At 70.8% G+C, this 18081-nt stretch carries 16 protein-coding genes; 8 read left to right on the top strand and 8 right to left on the bottom strand.

What is annotated here, in order from left to right; genetic code table 11:
* The first annotated feature begins 110 nt into the window (after window positions 1-110).
* Entirely contained in the window at window positions 111-572 is a 462-nt protein-coding gene (locus PV396_RS05030; RefSeq protein ID WP_319200809.1) for a GNAT family N-acetyltransferase, read from the top strand.
* A gap of 9 nt (window positions 573-581) precedes the next feature.
* Here PV396_RS05030 and PV396_RS05025 read toward each other — a convergent pair.
* The 4 genes from PV396_RS05025 to PV396_RS05010 form a co-directional block, all read right to left on the bottom strand.
* Window positions 582-1450 (bottom strand): IS5 family transposase gene (locus PV396_RS05025; protein ID WP_416071338.1). Its coding sequence is split into 2 segments (ribosomal slippage): window positions 582-1064 and window positions 1067-1450, totalling 867 coding nucleotides; the frame shifts between segments, so codons are not numbered across the junction.
* Between the two features lie 44 nt (window positions 1451-1494).
* Window positions 1495-1977: a methylated-DNA--[protein]-cysteine S-methyltransferase gene (locus PV396_RS05020; protein ID WP_319200805.1), complete on the bottom strand. Its 483-nt coding sequence runs from the start codon at window positions 1975-1977 to the stop codon at window positions 1495-1497.
* A 29-nt stretch (window positions 1978-2006) separates the two neighbouring features.
* Window positions 2007-3578, bottom strand: coding sequence for an AlkA N-terminal domain-containing protein (locus PV396_RS05015; protein WP_416071361.1), 1572 nt, complete (start codon window positions 3576-3578; stop codon window positions 2007-2009).
* A 222-nt stretch (window positions 3579-3800) separates the two neighbouring features.
* Window positions 3801-5768, bottom strand: coding sequence for a heavy metal translocating P-type ATPase (locus tag PV396_RS05010; protein WP_416071337.1), 1968 nt, complete (start codon window positions 5766-5768; stop codon window positions 3801-3803).
* A gap of 67 nt (window positions 5769-5835) precedes the next feature.
* Between PV396_RS05010 and PV396_RS05005 the strand changes: the two genes are divergently transcribed.
* The 3 genes from PV396_RS05005 (at window position 5836) to PV396_RS04995 (ending at window position 8673) form a co-directional block, all read left to right on the top strand.
* Window positions 5836-6222, top strand: a complete 387-nt coding sequence (locus tag PV396_RS05005; protein WP_319200800.1) for a metalloregulator ArsR/SmtB family transcription factor — start codon at window positions 5836-5838, stop codon at window positions 6220-6222.
* Window positions 6223-6443: 221 nt separating this feature from the next.
* Window positions 6444-8108 carry a SulP family inorganic anion transporter gene (locus PV396_RS05000; RefSeq protein WP_319202224.1) on the top strand — a complete coding sequence of 555 codons (1665 nt, stop codon included), beginning with the start codon at window positions 6444-6446 and terminating at the stop codon, window positions 8106-8108.
* Window positions 8109-8322: 214 nt separating this feature from the next.
* Window positions 8323-8673 (top strand): metalloregulator ArsR/SmtB family transcription factor, encoded by a 351-nt coding sequence (locus PV396_RS04995; protein ID WP_319200798.1) that lies wholly within the window; start codon window positions 8323-8325, stop codon window positions 8671-8673.
* A 79-nt stretch (window positions 8674-8752) separates the two neighbouring features.
* Here PV396_RS04995 and PV396_RS04990 read toward each other — a convergent pair whose 3' ends face one another.
* Together PV396_RS04990 and PV396_RS04985 are read right to left on the bottom strand one after the other, a co-directional pair.
* Window positions 8753-9265 carry an O-acetyl-ADP-ribose deacetylase gene (locus PV396_RS04990; RefSeq protein WP_319200796.1) on the bottom strand — a complete coding sequence of 171 codons (513 nt, stop codon included), beginning with the start codon at window positions 9263-9265 and terminating at the stop codon, window positions 8753-8755.
* Window positions 9266-9272: 7 nt separating this feature from the next.
* A complete protein-coding gene (locus tag PV396_RS04985) occupies window positions 9273-10682 on the bottom strand; it encodes an NAD(P)/FAD-dependent oxidoreductase (protein ID WP_319200794.1) in 1410 nt (469 codons plus the stop codon).
* 96 nt (window positions 10683-10778) lie between these two features.
* Between PV396_RS04985 and PV396_RS04980 the strand changes: the two genes are divergently transcribed.
* Window positions 10779-11441, top strand: a complete 663-nt coding sequence (locus PV396_RS04980; RefSeq protein ID WP_319200792.1) for a hypothetical protein — start codon at window positions 10779-10781, stop codon at window positions 11439-11441.
* Here PV396_RS04980 and PV396_RS04975 read toward each other — a convergent pair.
* Both PV396_RS04975 and PV396_RS04970 read right to left on the bottom strand, forming a co-directional pair.
* Window positions 11377-12222 carry an inositol monophosphatase family protein gene (locus PV396_RS04975; RefSeq protein ID WP_319200790.1) on the bottom strand — a complete coding sequence of 282 codons (846 nt, stop codon included), beginning with the start codon at window positions 12220-12222 and terminating at the stop codon, window positions 11377-11379. The two genes, PV396_RS04980 and PV396_RS04975, sit on opposite strands and share 65 nt — an antisense overlap.
* Window positions 12223-12331: 109 nt before the next feature.
* A complete protein-coding gene (locus PV396_RS04970; RefSeq protein WP_319200788.1) occupies window positions 12332-14167 on the bottom strand; it encodes a gamma-glutamyltransferase family protein in 1836 nt (611 codons plus the stop codon).
* A 104-nt stretch (window positions 14168-14271) separates the two neighbouring features.
* Here PV396_RS04970 and PV396_RS04965 point away from each other — a divergent pair, with 104 nt between their 5' ends.
* The 3 genes from PV396_RS04965 (at window position 14272) to PV396_RS04955 (ending at window position 18052) form a co-directional block, all read left to right on the top strand.
* A complete protein-coding gene (locus PV396_RS04965; protein WP_319200786.1) occupies window positions 14272-15498 on the top strand; it encodes a sensor histidine kinase in 1227 nt (408 codons plus the stop codon).
* A gap of 346 nt (window positions 15499-15844) precedes the next feature.
* Window positions 15845-16843 (top strand): YdcF family protein, encoded by a 999-nt coding sequence (locus PV396_RS04960; protein WP_319200784.1) that lies wholly within the window; start codon window positions 15845-15847, stop codon window positions 16841-16843.
* 57 nt (window positions 16844-16900) lie between these two features.
* A complete protein-coding gene (locus PV396_RS04955; RefSeq protein ID WP_319200781.1) occupies window positions 16901-18052 on the top strand; it encodes a VanZ family protein in 1152 nt (383 codons plus the stop codon).
* Window positions 18053-18081 lie beyond the last annotated feature (29 nt).

The following is an 18081-nucleotide window of genomic DNA, read 5'->3' as shown; positions in this document are numbered from 1 at the left end:
TGGATACGAGAGGGATCAGCGAGTGGGGGACTAAGGTCTGTGGTGAAAGTGGATCAAGGTCCTGAGTAATCGCGTGGTGTGGAGTCGGACGGACTGACATACTCCGCGCCGTGACGACTGACCACGGCCCCGGCCCAACTCTGACCATCGGCGAGCGCGACACCGACCTCAATGACCGATTGACCGAGGAATTGGTCGCCTTCAACACAGCCGCCACAGGTGCGGCTGACCGCGGAACGTTCTCGATCAAGGTCGCCGATCAAGCAGGCGAACTGGTCGGCGGGCTGGCCGCATGGACTTGGGGCGGCCTCTGTGGCATCGAACTGCTGTGGGTTCGCGAGGACAGCCGCAAGGACGGGTGGGGTCGCAGGATCCTGCAGGCAGCCGAGAGGGAGGCTCGGCTACGCGGTTGCGATCGCGTCGCCGTCTCCTCTTTCACCTTCCAGGCTCCCGGCTTCTACCAGCGCCACGGCTACGCCGAGACCGGTCGGACCCTGGGTATCCCCGGAGGGCACGCGGACGTGCACCTGTTCAAGTCACTGACCGCTTCGACGCCGTCGTGCCAGTCGTAGGCGTGCTGGTCACAGCCATTCGTTGATGGCCGCAACCAACACCGTTGCTTCGTAGCGGACCGCGAGTTTCTCGTATCTCGTGGCCATGGCCCGGCGGCGCTTGAGCCGGTTGATGCCGCACTCCACCGCGTGGCGCTCCTTGTAGTCGTCCTTGTCGAACTTCGGCGGGCGGCCGCCGCGGGCCCCGAGTTTCTTGCGATTGCGGACCTGGTCTGCCTTCTCCGGGAGCGTGCATCCGATCCCGCGTCTGCGCAGGTAGGCCCGGTTCGCGCGGGAGCCGTACGCCTTGTCCGCGCGGACCTTGTCCGGCTTGGCCCGTGGCCGGCCTGGGCCGATGCGGGGCACCCGGATGCCCTCCGGGACCGGCTGGAACTGTGGGCTGTCGTGCCGCTGCCCGGCGGTGATCAGTAGCGACAGCGGCTTTTGCCCCTGCTCCACCGCCAGGTGCAGCTTAGTGGTCAGCCCCCCGCGCGACCGACCGAGGCCGTGGTCGTCGGGCTCGGTGAAGACGCCGCCAGGAGGCTCCTTCTGCAGGGCCCCTTTTTACGCGCACCGGCGGCGTGCTGGTGAGCCCGGGCGACCGTGGAGTCCACGCTCACGTCCCATGTGATCAAGCCCTTCGCGTCGGCCTCGGCCTGTAGCTGCACGAAGATCCGCTTCCAGCTGCCGTCCCGTTGCCGGCGTCGGAACAGGTCGTAGACCCGGTCCCAGTGCCCGTACCGTTCGGGCACGTCCCGCCAGGGCTCGCAGGTCCGGGTCCGCCACCTTATTCCGTCGATTAGCTGCCTACGCGTCCACGTCGGTGGCCGGCCAGGCTTCTTGCCATGCGGCAGCAACAGCTGAGCCCACTGACCGTCCGTCAGATCACTACGCCCCACGACCAGCGATCATCCACGACCTTGATCCACTTTCACAACAGAACCTAGAAGAGCGCCGCCCCTCGTTCGAAGTCCAGCAGTCGCTGCTTGCGCTCGATGCCGCCTCCGTACCCGGTGAGGCTGCCGTCGGCGCCGACCACCCGGTGACAGGGCACGATGATCCCGACCGGGTTCTTGCCGTTGGCCAGACCCACGGCACGGGACGCCTTCGGGTTGCCCAGGGCGGCGGCGAGTTCGCCGTACGAGCGGGTCTCGCCGTACGGGATACGGCACAGCTGCGCCCACACGCTGCGCTGGAAGTCGGTGCCAGGAAGCCGGAGTTCGAGGGTGAACTCCTTCAACTCGCCCTCGAAGTAGGCCTTCAGCTGGTCGACCGTCTCCCCGAAGGGTGTGTCGTCGCGGCCGCCGAAGTTCTCCTCGGGCGGGCGGTGGCGCTGGTCGACCATGTAGAGGCCGCAGAGGACGCCGTCCTCGGCCACGAGGGTGAGGGGGCCGTACGGGCTGTCGATGACCGCGTGCTGTTTCACTTTGCTTCCTAACGTCCTGGCTGATGTCCCTATACCGGGAGGAAGTTGATCGGGTGACTGTCCGTCGCCCACAGATACTGGACCGCGTACGCCCGCCACGGCCGCCACGCCGCCGCCCGCGCGGTGAGCGCGGCCGGGGTCGACGGCATCCCCAACTCCTGGGCGGCGCGCCGGATTCCGAGGTCCGTGGGGAGAAACGCGTCCGGGTCGCCGAGGGCACGCATCGCGATGACGTCGGCGGTCCAGGGACCGAAGCCGGGGAGGGCGAGGAGCCTGGCGCGGGTCTCCGGCCAGTCGCTCTCGACACCCAAGTGGAGCGTTCCGTCAGCGAGTTGGGCGACGAGGTTGGTGAACGTGGTTCGCCGGGTGCGCGGCATGGCCAGCGCCTCGGGGTCGAGGGCCGCGAGGGCCTGCGGGGTCGGGAAGAGGTGGGTGAGACCGCCCTCCGGATCGTGGACCGGGTCGCCGTGCGCCAGGACGAGGCGGGCCGCGTGGGTACGGGCGGCGGCCGTCGAGACCTGCTGTCCGAGCACCGCCCGTACGGCGAACTCCGCCTCGTCGACCGTACGCGGGACGCGTCGCCCCGGGGCCTTCGCGACGAGCGGCGCCAGCACCGGATCGGTACGCAACTGCTCGTCGACCTCGACCGGATCGGCGTCGAGATCGAGCATCCGGCGGCAGCGGCTGATGGCGACGGGCAGATCGCGCAGGTCGCTGAGGGTGAGGCGGCACGCGATGTGGTCGGGCTTCGGGGTGAGGGCGGCGATGCCGTGTCCGTACGGGAGGCGCAGGGTCCGGCGGTAGGCGCCGTCGCGCCACTCCTCGACGCCGGGTACGGCGGTCGCGGCGAGGTGGCCGAAGAGGTTGTCGGGGTTGAGCGGGGCACGGAAGGGGAGGCGGAGGTTAAGCGCGGCCGGGGTGCCGGCGGCGGCTTTCACCGCACTCTCAGCGCTCTCCGCACCCTCTGCACCCTCTGCACCCACGGCACCCACGGCACCCACGGCACTCGTACCGCTCGGGTGCGTCTCGGTGCGTGTTTTCGGCAGGCGGTCGCGCAGTGCGCTCGGGGAGAGGGCGAAGACCTCGCGGACGGTGTCGTTGAAGGTGCGGATCGAGGAGAAGCCCGCCGCGAAGGCGATCTCCGCCATGGGCAGGGCGGTCGTCTCGACGAGGAGCCGCGCGGTCTGGGCGCGCTGCGCGCGGGCGAGGGCGAGAGGGCCCGCGCCCAGTTCGGCGAGGAGTTGTCGTTCGATCTGCCGGGTGCTGTAGCCGAGACGGGCGGCGAGACCGGGAACTCCCTCGCGGTCCACTATCCCGTCGCCGATCAGCCGCATCGCGCGGGCCACGAGGTCGGCGCGCTGGTTCCACTCGGGTGAGCCGGGGCTGGTGTCGGGCCGGCATCGCTTGCAGGCCCGGAACCCGGCCTGCTGGCAGGCCGCCGCGCTCGGGTGGAAGGTCATGTTCTCGGGCTTGGGCGGCACCGCGGGGCAACTGGGCCGGCAGTAGATCCGGGTCGTCGTGACTGCCGTGAAGAACCAGCCGTCGAAACGTGCGTCCTTGGACTGGACGGCACGTACGCAGCGCTCGGTGTCCGTGTGCATGGCGTTCCGCATACGTCCAGCATCGACGATGCGACGGGTGTGGGCTGGCGGAAATCCGACATCGAGGTGGCGTGTACAGGGGCGGCCCGGATCACTGTTCGAACTGGGTGAACCACTCAGTCACGCACAGGCTCACTCACTGACTCAGTAGCTCCTGACTCAGTGGCTCAGTGGCTCACCGGCTGGTCCACTCCCCCGTTTCCGATCCCCCTTTCCGAGCCTTCACTGGGTCCAAGCCCGCTCCCGCAGCAACCGCAACCCATTGAGGCCCACGAGGACGGTCGAGCCCTCGTGGCCAGCGACGCCGAGCGGGAGCGGCAGCGTGCCGATCAGGTCCCAGGCGACGAGGCCCGCGATGCACACCCCGGCGATCACCAGATTCTGCACGACCAGGCGTCCGGCGCGCCGGGAGAGGGCGATCACGGCGGGCACCGCGGTGAGCTCGTCCCGCACGATCACCGCGTCCGCGGTCTCCAGCGCGAGGTCGGAACCGGCCCGGCCCATGGCCACGCCGGTGTGGGCGGCGGCCAGCGCCGGGGCGTCGTTGACGCCGTCCCCGACGACCATCACCCTGCGTCCGGCTTCCTCCAACTCCCTCACGGCGTCCAGCTTCTGCTGGGGAAGCAACCCAGCCCGCACGTCCTGGATCCCGACCTCGGCGGCCAGTACGGCGGCGGCGCGCGCGTTGTCGCCGGTCAGCAACACGGGTGCGGTGCCGGTGAGTTCGGTGAGCGAGGCGACGGTGGCGGCGGCGCCGGGACGCGGGCGGTCGGCGAGCCCGAGCACCCCGGCCGGCACATCGTCGAGGACGACAAGGATCGCCGTACGACCGGACGCCTCAAGTTCCCTGACCAGCCGCCAGGTTGGCGAGCCGGCCGACATCCCGGCCGCCACCCCCAGCCGATCCGGCGCCCCCACCGCGACCGTGCGCCCGTCGACGACCGCCGTCACGCCCACTCCGGGCGTCGAAGCGAAGTCCGCCACGAGTGCCGTCATCGTGAGCCCGCGCTCACGCGCCGCCTCCACCACGGCCCGAGCCAGCGGATGCTCGCTCGGGTGCTCGGCCGCCGCCGCGAGGGCCAGCAGGTCGTCCTCGCCCAGGTCCGATCCGGGCAGCGGCCGCAGGTCCGTCACCCTCGGCGTGCCCTCGGTGAGCGTGCCGGTCTTGTCGAGGGCGACGGCGTCGACCTGTCGGAGGCGTTCCATCACGACCGCCGACTTGACCAGAACACCGTGGCGCCCGGCGTTGGCGATCGCCGAGAGCAGCGGCGGCATGGTGGCCAGCACGACCGCGCAGGGCGAGGCCACGATCATGAAGGTCATGGCACGCAGGAGGGCGTCGGTGAGGTCCGTCCCGAAGGCGAGCGGTACCGCGAAGACCGCGAGGGTGGCGGCGACCATGCCGAGCGAGTAGCGCTGCTCGACCTTCTCGATGAACAGTTGGGTGGGCGCCTTGGTCTCGGACGCCTCCTCGACCATGCGCACGATCCGGGCGATCACCGAGTCGGAGGCGTCGCGCTCGACCCGTACGCGCAGGGCGCCGGTGCCGTTGAGGGTGCCGGCGAAGACCTCGTCGCCCGGTTCCTTGGGCGCGGGCAGTGGTTCACCGGTGATGGTCGCCTGGTCGACCTCGCTCGCGCCGTCCAGGACGCGGCCGTCGGCACCGACGCGTTCTCCGGGGCGTACGAGGATGGTGTCGCCGACGGTCAACTCCGCGACCGGGACGGTCAGTTCATGTCCGTCGGGAGTCACCCGGGTCGCGGTGGCGGGGGCCAGGTCGAGGAGGCCGCGGACCGAGTCGGCGGTGCGGGCGGTGGCCAGGGCCTCCAGGGCGCCGGAGGTCGCGAAGATGACGATCAGCAGGGCGCCGTCCATGACCTGGCCGATCGCGGCGGCGCCGAGGGCGGCGACGATCATCAGCAGGTCGACGTCGAGGGTCCGTTCCCGTAGCGCCTTCAGACCTTCCCAGCCCGGCTCCCAGCCGCCGGTGGCGTAGGCCAGCGCGTAGAGCGGACCCCAGGTCCAGGCGGGCGCGCCGGTCAGTTGCAGGGGCAGCGCGAGCAGGAAGAGGGCCGTGGCCGCGGCGGCCCAGCGGGCTTCGGGGAGCGCGAGGACGCGGGTGGGGCGGCGAGGCGCGGTCTGTGCGGTGGGCGACGGGGCGGCAGGGGTGGGGGTGAGAGTGACGGACACCCGCACACCATACAGGAACGCATGAACACTCATTCATTCTTTCATGTGTGATGAGTAGGATACGGCCATGGGTCATGGAGCCGTCACCACCGCGCAGGACGCCGCCGAGCGCGTACGCCTCGACGCGGACAACGTCGCGAAAGTGGCCACCACTCTCCAGGCCCTCTCCACGCCCTCCCGGCTGCTGATCCTGGCCCGGCTGCGTGAAGGGCCGCTCCCGGCGACGGAGTTGGCGGCCGAGGTGGGGATGGAGCAGTCAGCCTGCTCGCACCAGCTGCGACTGCTGCGCAACCTGGGCCTGGTCGTCGGCGAGCGGCGCGGGCGTTCCGTGGTGTACGCGCTGCACGACCACCATGTCGCCGAGCTCCTCGACCAGGCGGTCTACCACGTGGAGCACCTGCGACTGGGCCTGAGCGACACGGACGCCGACGCCGAGGCGGGCGTCGCCGGGTAACGTCGCCGGTAAGCCCGGTCAGACCGGCAGGGCTACTCGAAGACTCCCCCATCTGCAGAATTGCCAATTTTCGCAATTAGCTAGATGCTTAATAAATCGTGTCCGGAACTACCGGCCGCGCCGATGGAAGCCGAGGTCGCGGCCGAGTGAGCAGTTCTGTGATCAGCCGCGCATGGGGCCCGGTGCGGTCCCTGCTGCCCGTGCGAGCCGACCTCAAGGCGATGGCCCGCGACCCGCGCCGGGACCTCCTCGCCGGGCTGACCGTGGCGATCGTGGCGCTCCCCCTCGCGCTCGGCTTCGGCGTGTCCTCCGGTCTCGGCGCTGCGGCGGGACTGGCGACCGCGGTGGTCGCGGGCGCGCTGGCCGCCGTGTTCGGCGGATCGAACCTGCAGGTGTCCGGGCCGACCGGGGCAATGACCGTCGTCCTCGTACCGATCGTCGCCCAGTACGGGCCGGGCGGGGTACTGACCGTCGGGCTGCTGGCCGGGCTGCTGCTGATCGGGCTCGCGCTGGCCCGTGCGGGCAAATACATGCAGTACGTGCCCGCTCCCGTCGTCGAGGGCTTCACGCTCGGCATCGCCTGTGTCATTGGGCTGCAGCAGCTGCCGAACGCGCTGGGAGTGCCGCGGCCCGAGGGCGACAAGGTTCTCGCGGTCGCCTGGCGGGCCGTCGAGGCGTTCGTCCGCCATCCCAACTGGACAGCGCTCGCGCTGGCCGCCGGTGTCGCGTCGGTCATGCTGCTCGGTGCGCGATGGCGGCCGACCGTGCCGTTCTCGATCGTCTCGGTGATCGTCGCCACCGTGCTGGCACAGACCCTCCATCTCGACGCGGCCGCTCCGATCGGGGATCTGCCCGCCGGTCTGCCCGCACCCTCCCTGGCCTTCCTCGACCTGTCCGCCCTGTCCTCGCTGCTCGCCCCGGCTGTGGCAGTGGCCGCGCTGGCCGCGCTGGAGTCGCTGCTGTCGGCGACGGTCGCGGACGGCATGACGGTCGGCCAGCGGCACGATCCCGACCGGGAGCTGTTCGGGCAGGGCATCGCCAACCTGGCCGCCCCGCTGTTCGGCGGTGTGCCGGCCACGGCCGCGATCGCGCGGACCGCCGTGAACGTCCGTACGGGCGCCGGTTCCCGACTCGCCGCGCTCACCCACGCCGTGATCCTCGCGGTGATCGTCTTCGCGGCCTCGCCGCTGGTCTCGAAAATCCCGCTGGCCGCGCTGGCGGGCGTCCTGCTGGCCACCGCGATCCGCATGGTCGAGGTCGGCTCCCTGCGGTCGATGGCCGGAGCGACCCGCTCCGACGCGCTGATCCTGGTCCTGACCGCCGTCGCGACCCTCGCCCTCGACCTGGTGTACGCGGTGATCATCGGCCTGGTCGTCGCGGGCGCCCTCGCGCTCCGGGCGGTGGCCAATCAGGCCCGTCTCGACGAGGTGCCGCTGGACCCGGGCGACCACAGCGCCGAGGAGCACGCCCTGCTGGCGGAGCACATCGTCGCCTATCGCATCGACGGGCCGCTGTTCTTCGCCGCCGCCCACCGCTTTCTGCTGGAGCTGACCGAGGTGGTGGACGTACGGGTCGTCATCCTGCGGATGTCGCGGGTGTCGACCATGGACGCGACCGGTGCGCTGATGCTGAAGGACGCGGTCCGGAAGCTGAACCGGCGCGGCATCGTCGTGATGTTCTCCGGCATTCGGCCCGGCCAGCGCCAAGTTCTGGACTCCGTCGGCCTGTTGGATCTCCTGCGGCGGGACGGCCACGAGTACGGCAGCACCCCGGAGGCGATCCAGGGGGCGCGCGCTCACCTGGAGACCGCCGGAGTCCTGTCCACCGTACCCGCCCCGAGAGCCACGCCCACGGGGACCGTCGAGGACGCTCCCCGATGCCGATGAGCGTCATACCCACAGTCCTGCGCATGGCCGATGTCCCCGATGCCGAGGCATGGTTGCCGCCGCTCGCGGCCGCCCGAGCGCGGAACACCGCGATCCCGGTGACGGCTGCCTGGGCGAGGATGAGTGTCATGGTGCTCATGAATGGATGGGCACGAGGTGCCGGAGACCGGCCGCCGGTTCGGGCGTGCCGCTTCTCCTGGGAGGCGACGGCACGATGAGCACGCCGCTGTACCAACTCAAGGCCGAGTTCTTCAAGACCCTCGGGCATCCGGCCCGTATCCGCGTCCTGGAGCTGCTGAGCGAGCGTGAGCACTCGGTGGCCGAGATGCTGCCCGAGGTGGGTATCGAGCCCGCGCACCTCTCGCAACAGCTGGCGGTGTTACGGCGGGCCAATCTGGTCGTCACCCGCAAGGAGGGCTCAACCGTGTACTACTCGCTGACCAGCCCGTACGTCGCCGAGTTGCTCCGAGTCGCCCGGACCATCCTGTCCGGGGTGCTGGCCGGGCAGGCGGAGCTGCTGGCCGACCTTCGGGCAGCGCAGGGGAAACCGGAACCGCCGTCGTAGCGTCGCGGGGGCCGGTGAGCCAGTGGGCCGACTGTCCGGTGCGGCTCGGACGGCCACGCGGAACCGGAACCCGGTTCCGTCAGCGGAGTCGCGCCGCGAACGCCTCGTACGCCGCGTCGTCGAAGAGTACGAACCGCACCTCTTCCACGGCGGTCTCCGCCTCCCGCACCGTGGCCACAGCGATGCGTGCCGCGTCCGCCATCGGCCAGCGGTAGACGCCTGTGGAGACGGCGGGGAACGCGACCGTCCGGGCGCCCAGTTCGTCGGCGACGCGCAGTGACTCCCGGTAGCAGGAGGCCAGTTGGTCCGAGCGGTCCTCCTTGGTCCCGCCGAACACGGGGCCGACCGTGTGGATGACCCAGCGGGCGTCGAGTTCGCCCGCGGTGGTGGCGACCGCCTTGCCGGTGGCCAGGCCCTTGCCGTACTGGGAGGCGCGCAGGGCTCGGCAGGCGGCGAGGATCTCGGGCCCGCCTCTGCGGTGGATCGCGCCGTCGACGCCTCCGCCACCCAGGAGTGAAGAGTTCGCCGCGTTGACGATCGCGTCGGCACTCTGTCGGGTGATGTCGCCCTTGACGAGCGTGATCGTGGTCATGACCGTCTCAGCCTTCTCTGAGTCTTTTCCAGACGGCCTTCGCCGCGTTGTGTCCCGACATGCCGTGTACGCCGGGGCCCGGCGGTGTGGCCGAGGAGCAGATGAAGATCGCCGGGTGCGGGGTGGCGTACGGGGCCAGGGAGAGCCTCGGACGCAGCATGAGCTGGAGACCGCTCGCCGCGCCGGAGCCGATGTCGCCGCCTACGTAGTTGGCGTTGCGGGCCGCCAGTTGGGGTGGTCCGGCGGTGGCGCGGGCGAGGACCCGGTCGCGGAACCCGGGGGCGAAGCGCTCGAGCTGGCGTTCTATGGCGTCAGTGAGGTCGCCCGTCCAGCCGTTCGGGACGTGTCCGTAGGCCCAGAAGACCTGCTTGCCCTCGGGTGCTCGGGAGGGGTCGACGATGCTTGGCTGCACGGTGATCAGGAAGGGGGTGTCGGGGGCCCGGTCCTCGCGGGAGGCGGCGCGCAGGGCGGTGCCGATCTCGGCGCTGTCCGCGCCGACCTGGACGGTGGTCGCCGTGCGGGCCTCCCTCGCCGTCCAGGGCACGGGGCCGTCCAGCGCGTAGTCGATCTTGAAGACGCCGGCGCCGTAGCGATAGCGCCCGTAGTAGCCGCCGAAGCCCGCGATACGGGCCAGTGCGGTGGGTGAGGTGTCGAAGACATACGCACGGGCGGGTGGCAGGTCGTCCAGCCGCTTGACCTCGTAGCCGGTGTGGACGCTGCCGCCGAGGTCGGTCAGATACGCGGTGAGCGCGTCGGAGATCGACTGGGAACCACCCCGTGCGACCGGCCAGCCGCGGGCGTGTGCCGCCAGGGCGAAGACCAGGCCCACGGCGCCGGTGGCGACCCCTCCGAGGGGGGCCATGACATGGCCGACGAGGCCTGAGAACAGGGCTTTCGCCCGCTCGTCGCGGAAGCGGCGCATCAGCCAGGTCGAGGGCGGCAGTCCGGCCAGGCCGAAACGGGCGAGCGTGACCGGGTCGCGGGGCAGCGCGGTCAGGGGCAGCGACATGAAGTCGTGGGCCAGGGTGTCCCACCTGCTGAGGAACGGCTCGACCAGCCTGCGGTACGCGCCCGCGTCGCGCGAGCCCAGGGAGGCGGCCGTCTCGGCCACTGAGCGGGCCAGGACGGCGGCCGTGCCGTCCGGGAAGGGGTGGGCCATGGGCAGGTCGGAGTGCAGCCACTCCAGCCCGTACTCAGCCAGCGGCATCGCCCTGAACGCCGGGGAGTTGATGCCCAGCGGGTGCGCGGCGGAGCACGGGTCGTGCCGGAAACCAGGCAGTGTCAGTTCCTCCGTGCGGGCGCCGCCGCCCACGGTGTCGCGCGCCTCGAAGACGGCCACGGAGAAGCCGCGCCGGGCCAGCTCCACAGCGGCCGTCAGCCCGTTGGGCCCCGCCCCCACCACGACCGCATCGAGCATCGACGGCACCTTCGGACTCCTTTGTCAGCCGACGGCCAGTTGAGATCAGGATATGCCGGGACACCGACACCGCCCGGCGCGGGTAACCTCGGCCGGATGACGCGCCGTTTCCGCATCCAGTCGCCCGGCAAGGACGCCGACGACACCGCCTGGTACTGGTTCGAGGTCGAGGACGACGGGTGGGTGCTGCGGCAGGTGGTGTTCGAGTCGGCACTGGAGATCCCGCGTACCTGCGAGGCCATTCAGAACTCCGACGGCACCACCTCCGGCGGCGCGTCCATGGCCGCTTCCCAGGCCCAACTGGCGCTGGTGCGCGAACGGTTCGGGCGCCTGGGTGTGCAGCTCTACCAGACCGTGTACGGAGCGTTCACCGAGGGCGCCGTGGAGGTGCCGCCGGAGGCGGTGGATGTCACGGAGGCGGAGTTCGAGCGGGCGTGGTCCACAGCCCTGCAGCACCGGCACCTGAGCCACTACGTCACCGGCCCGCTGCCGGAGGGCGCCCGGGTCACCGGCATGGTGTGCGCCCTGCCGTGGGGGCCCGGCCGTACGGGACTGTTCGTCGACATCGACGTACCCGTCGACGCCTTCGTGGACATCGCCTCGCTGCCCTTCGACCCCGCGGACTGGCCGGCGGTCGGGACCGTGGCCGAGTTCGAGGTCGTCACCCTGCGTTTCAGCTCGGCCCGCCCGCAGATCAGGCTCCGCCCGACAGCAGCTCCACCACCCGGCGAGCCGTGGCCGCGTCGCGCGCGGCGGTGAACGGCAGCACGTTGCCGCCGGTTATGCGGAACGGCTCGCCCGCGCGGGTCAGATGGGCGCCGCCCGCCTCCTCGACGAGGAGGATGCCCGCCGCGTGGTCCCAGGCGGCCTCCCAGGAGAACGCGGTGGCGTCCAACTCGCCCCGGGCGATGGCCAGATACTCCAGGCCCGCCGAGCCGCAGGCGCGCGGCCGGACGCCGTACGTCCACAGGCCGAGGAGCGCGCGCTTCTGCTCGTCCGTCGTGTAGTCCGGGTGGGAGGTGGCCACCTCGAGGTCACGGCCGGGCTCGGGCGAGCCCGCCCGCAGGGGTGCGCCGTCGAGGAAGGCGCCCTGTCCGCGGATCGCCGTGGCGAGCTGGTCGCGGGCCGGGGCGAACGTCCATGACCCGCGGACGACACCCCGGTGCGCGAGCGCGACGAGGGTGCAGAAGCCGGGGTCGCCGTGGACGAACTGCCGGGTGCCGTCCACCGGGTCGACGATCCAGACGGGCGCCTCTTCCTGTATCGCCTCGTACGAGGCGGGGTTGGCGTGCACCGCCTCCTCGCCGACCACGACGGAGCCGGGCAGGAGCTTGGGCAGGACCTCGGTGAGATACAACTCGGCCCTGCGGTCGGCGTCGGTCACCAGGTCGTGCGGGCCGCTCTTCTGGTCGACCTCGTGGGCGGCGAGCTGACGGAAGCGCGGCATGATCTCCGCGGCCGCCGCGTGGCGGACCGCTTCTTCGACGTCGGACGTGTGCCGGGCCAGAAACTCTTCGATGGTTTCGTTCTCTTCGATCATGCCTCCATGAGAGCACGCGCCACTGACAATCCCCGCCCGCCCGGTGGACATGGGGTGGAAACGGCCTGAACACCCGGATTCGGACATCGGCGCGGACGGCCCGGACGTCTCAGCGGCCGACCGCGTACCCCTGCATCCCCCGCGGGTTCGCCGCCGCCGACAGCACACCGGTCCCCGGGTCCCGGGCCACCGCGCACAGCCGGCCTTCGGACCAGTCGTCGCCGATGGTCACGTCGTGCCCCCGGCGGCGCAGTTCCTCGACCACCGCGTCCGGCATCCGGGCCTCCACGGTGACACTGCCCGGACGCATGCCGCGCGGGTAGAACGAGCCCGGGAAGCTGTCGTTGTGCCAGTTCGGGGCGTCGATCGCGCCTTGGAGGTCGAGGCCGCCGCGTACCTGGCGGCGCAGGGCGACCGCGAGGAAGAAGTGCAGCTGCCACTGGTCCTGCTGGTCCCCGCCGGGTGTCCCGAACGCCAGCACCGGCACCCCGTCGCGCAGCGCGACGGAGGGGGTGAGGGTGGTCCGGGGGCGGCGGCCGGGGGTGAGGGAGTTCGGCAAGCCCTCCTCCAGCCAGGTCATCTGGAGCCGGGTGCCCAGGGGAAAGCCCAGTTCCGGTACGACGGGGTTGGACTGGAGCCAGCCACCGCTGGGCGTCGCCGCGACCATGTTGCCCCAGCGGTCGACGACGTCGAGGTGGCAGGTGTCGCCCCGGGTACGCCCGTCTGCGGCGACGGTGGGTTCGCCCGGCACCGGGGAGGTCGGCGGCTTGGCCACGGTGGGTTCCCCGGCACCGAGCGGGTTGAACCCTGGTTCATCGGTGGCCACCACGCGCGCGTGCGCGCACAGTCGCGGGGTGCGCCCGCCGGGACTGCCGGGGCGCAGCTCGTAGGAGGCCTTGTCCCCTACGAGGGTCCGCCGGTCGGCGTTGTAGGCGTCGGACAGCAGTTCGTCGAGCGGTACCTCGGCGCCGCCGGACGCGTCCCCGTACCAGGCCTCGCGGTCCGCCATGGCGAGCTTGCAGCCCTCGATGAGCAGGTGGACGTAGTCGGCGGACTCGTACGCGGGCAGTTCCGGCGGGAGCAGCGCGAGTTGCTGGAGGAAGGCCGGGCCCTGGCTCCAGGGGCCGGCCTTGCAGAGGGTCCAACTGTGCCAGTCGTAGGTCGCGGGGGCTTCGTAGGCCGCCGACCAGGAGCCGAGGTCGGCGGCTGTCAGGGTGCCGGTGTGGTGCTCGCCGCTGGTGTCGAGGGTGGGCCGCGCGGACTGTCGTGCGAGGGCTTCGGCTATGAAACCGGACCGCCACACCTCCCGTGCCGCCTCGATCCGGGCGACGCGGTCACCGGCCCCGGCGACCTCGGTGAGCAGTCGTCTCCAGGTCGCGGCGAGGGCGGGATTACGGAACAGCTCGCCGGGGCGGGGCGCCTGTCCGCCGGGGAGGTACACGTCCGCGGAGGAGGTCCACTCCGTCTCGAACAGTTCCCTCACGGTCTCCACGGTCGCGCCGATGTTCTCCACGGGCGCGTGGCCGTCCTCGGCGTACCCGATGGCGTACTTCAGGACGTCGGCGAGCGACTTGGTGCCGTGGTCGCGGAGCAGCAGCATCCAGGCGTCGAAGGCCCCGGGCACTGCGGCGGCGAGGGGCCCGGTGCCGGGCACGAGGTCGAGCCCCAGGCCCCGGTAGTGCGCGATCGTGGCGCCGGCGGGCGCGACGCCCTGCCCGCACAGGACGCGCACCTCGCCGCCGGCCGGGGCGATGATGATCGGCACCTCACCGCCGGGCCCGTTGAGGTGCGGTTCGACGACGTGCAGGACGAAGCCCGCGGCCACGGCGGCGTCGTACGCGTTGCCGCCGTCCTCCAGGACGGCCATCGCCGACTGGGAGGCCAGCCAGTGCGTGGAGGACACCATCCCGAAGGTGCCCTGGAGGGTGGGGCGGGTCGTGAACATACGGCTTGTCACCTCGCTGTTCGAGCGCATCGGCCGGATCGGTCGGTGCTCAGGGCCCATTCCGGGGAGAATCCGGGGAGTTCGGACCAGAGCCCTTCCCTACAGTGACCGATGTGAACCTCCTGCCTGCGACTGCCTGCCTCCCTCCGACGCGGACTCGTCGGCAGAGCTGCCTGCGTGCGGTCGGTTTCGCCACGCCGGTCATGCTGGCCGCGGCGGACCTGCTCATCGCCGTCGCCAACGGCAAGATCCTCTGGCCGGTGTCCCTGCTCCTGTCGCTGGGCCTTGCCGCCGTTCTCTGGCCGTCCGACCGTCGGCCCGCGTGGCTCACACCCCAACTGCGCGCCGCCGTACCCGCGGGTGCCTCCCTGGCACTCACCGCCGTCGCCACGACGACCGAGCGAGTGCGCATGTTCGGCCCCGGCGAGGTGGCGGTCCTGCTCTGCCTGCTGCTGATCGCCGTCCGTACCTGCCCACCGCGCTGGGCGGGCCTGTTTGCCCTGCTCACCGGCGGGGCAGCGGTCGCGGCGCCGTTGCGCTTCTACGCGACCGGCACCCAGGACGACGTCCTGATCCTGGGGATCACGGTGGTGGTGGCACTGCTGGCCGGCATCACCGCCGGCCTCGGCGGCTACCTGCGCACCCTGGACCACAGGCGCGGCGTCGCGGTCGCCGAGACCCGCCGCTCCGAACGCCTCGCCATGGCGGCCGATCTGCACGACTTCGTCGCCCACCATGTCACCGGAATCCTGGTCCAGACACAGATGGCCCGCATGATGGCCACGACCGAACCCGGCCGCCTGGATCCGGTTCTGGCGGGAATCGAGCACGCCGCGACCGAAGCGCTCAGCTCCATGCGCGTGACCGTCGGCATTCTGCGCGGTGGTCCGGACGAAACGGCCCGGCTCGAGCCGGGCACGGGACGCCCGGTGGGAGACCTGACAGCCCTCACGGAACTGGTCGAGGGATTCGGCGGTCCGGCCGGCCCGCGGGCCGAACTGCACCACGACGCCTCGGTGCCCCGGAATCTGCCCCACGAAGTGCGGGCCGCCGCCTACCGCGTCGTCCAGGAAGCCCTCACGAACGTACGCCGACACGCCGCCGACGCCACGGAGGTCACCGTCGCCCTCGCCTACGCCGATGGCGTGCTGCACGTGACGGTGCGCGACAACGGCCGAGGGGGCGCCACGATGCCGTACGTCGCCCGTGGCGGGGGCTTCGGCATCGTCGGTCTCACCGAACGCGTCACCGCCCTCGGCGGCACACTTCGCACTGGCCCACGCAAGGACCACGGCTGGGAGGTCATGGCACTTCTCCCCGCCGTGAGGTGAGAACCCGGCGGAGAACTCCTCCGTCGTCCGGTTCGTACGGGCCTCGCGGATCAGCCGAAATGCCGACCCCCTGGGGCTGATGCGAGAGACGGCCGCGTAAGCCTCAGGTATGCCGTTGCCTCAGCTCCAGGGATGACGCCCGGGTGCAATCCTCTCGAAAACGGGCCCGCCGCAGGCCTGCCGTCCGCTCAGCGGCGCGCCGCACCTCATCGCGACACGACCCGCCCGCTCTCCGTATTGGCCAAACGGCCGAGGCGCGGCCGGGCCGAGCGATGCGACCCTCGTCCACGAGGCGGGGAAGCGTGACCCGCACGTCCGCCGTTCCGCAGATCACCTGGGTCAACACATGATCACCTTTGCTCCAGCAGGCGTCTTCTTCCTGGTGTTCGTCTGCAGCTTCCTGTACGACCGACGACTCGTGCGCAACGGCGTCTACCTGTTCCTCGCGCTGCTCTTCCTGGCCTCGGGACTGCTGCTCAAGCTGGCGACGGTGTCCCAGACGGCCACTCTGATACTGCTGTGGACGCTCTGGTTCCTCCTCATCGTGCTGCCCCTCGTGCTCGGGGTCTTCCTGATCGTCAACGGAGTGACCATGCTGCGCCGCGAGGGCAGGCGTCCGGCGAACCTCCTGTCGCTGGCGGCAGGCGCCGGCATCCTCCTGTTCATCGCGCTGAAGGTGATGGCCGACCAGACCCGATGGGACGCGCTGGACACCCCGGTGGACGCGGTGGGGTTCGTCCTCGGTTATGTGTCGCTGCTCTTCGTGTGCTTCGTGCTCTACTCGTTCGTCTACGGCAGGATCCGGCACCGGCACAGCGTCGACTTCATCGTGGTGCTCGGTTCCGGGCTCATCGAAGGTTCGCGGGTCCCGCCGCTGCTGGCCGGCCGACTCGACCGGGGGCGCGCGGCTTTCGACGCCGAACGGGCCAAGGGCCGGGAGGCCATGCTGCTGACGTCCGGCGGCCAGGGGCCGGACGAGGACCTTCCCGAAGCGCGGGCGATGGCCGACTACCTCATAGCCGGCGGCGTGCCGGCCGACCGGATCCTGGTCGAGGACAAGTCCCGCACCACCCAGGAGAACCTGCGGTTCAGCAAGACGCTGATGCAGGCTCGCAAAACGGACTACCGGGCCCTGGTGGTGACCAATAACTTCCATGTCATGCGTGCCGCGCAGATCGCGCGTAAGGAGAAGCTCGCGGCACAGGTCATCGGCTCGCCGACGGCCCGCTACTTCTGGCCGAATGCGACGATCCGCGAATTCGCGGCCGTCTTCCTGTCGCACCGGTTCCTGAATCTCAGCATCTGTGTGCTGCTGGCCGTCATCGGCTTGCTGCGCCTTCACTGACCCGTTTTTCGCGTGCCGTCGCCGACCAGGGCCACGGCGCTGAGAGGAATCCGCTCAATGAGCACAAGAGTGGCGCCGGCCATCTGGGCCGCCCTGCTGATGTCCGTGGCCGCCGCCGTGCTGTTCGTGCCCTATATCGCCGTGCGCTACCGGCGACGCGGCGAACTGGGCATGGGCAACCTGGCCCTGGCGTTCGCCGGACCCCTCTACGGCCTGGCCCTGTTCTTCTATGTGTTCGCCCCGTTCCCGCAGCTGCGGGACGACTTCTGTGCCGTCATCGGTGTTCGCCGGCCGCAGCTGATTCCCTTCCATTTTCTGCACGACATGGGGAGGGCAGCCGGCCGCGGCGGCGGCCATGTGGCGATGCTGCACAACCCTGCTCTGACGCAGGTGCTGCTGAACGTGGCGCTCTTCATACCCCTGGGCATGTTCGTCCGGTACATGTTCCAGCGCAGCGTGCCCGTCACCGCGGCCGTCGGCCTGGGCGTGTCACTGCTGATCGAGCTGACACAACTGACCGGAGACTGGTTCATCTACCCGTGCGCGTACCGACTGTTCGACGTGGACGACCTGATCGCGAACGGCCTGGGAGGTGTGCTCGGCGCGCTGGCCGCCCCGCTGCTCAGTGCGGTGCCCGGTCAGCGGGTCCACGCCGAACCCGGAGAGCCGCGCCCGATCACCTGGCGCAGACGGTTGCTGGCGTCCGTGTGCGACGTGATGAGCTTCGCGTTCCTCTATGTGTCAACGGTCGCCGGCTACTCCGCGCTGATGTGGGTGGGACAGGGAGACCTGGCCCCCGGCGACGTCATCGCGTACTCGAACTTCTTTTTCGACGCGAGCGTCGAGCGTGTCGGGTTCTGGGTGCCCTGGCTGATCCTCACGGTCGCGATTCCCCTGGCAGGCAACGGAGCCAGTCTCGGCCAGCGCATCGTCAAGTTGCAGGCCGCCACCGCCGACGGCCGACGACCCGGCGCGAAGGCCAGACTCGCGCGCGGTCTGACGGGGGTCGGAGGCCTCCTGCTCCTCAACCACTTCAGCTCGTCGCCCGGCCCCGCCACCGTCCTGGCCGCCGTCCTGATCGTCGTCTCGCTCATCGCGCTGTTCATGACGTCACAACACCGCGGTTTCTCCTATCTCTGCGCACGACTGACGATCACGGACTCCCGAATACCGAGCGCGCGGGCGGCATCGACCGAGCCCGTTCACTGACACGCCCCACTTCGCCCGGTCACCCGGGA

It is taken from the genome of Streptomyces sp. ME02-8801-2C (assembly GCF_033793965.1).
In the GTDB taxonomy this organism is placed as follows: Bacteria; Actinomycetota; Actinomycetes; order Streptomycetales; family Streptomycetaceae; genus Streptomyces.
The sequence above is the reverse complement of the archived record's forward strand: the minus strand, read 5'-3'. Positions and strand labels throughout refer to the sequence as shown.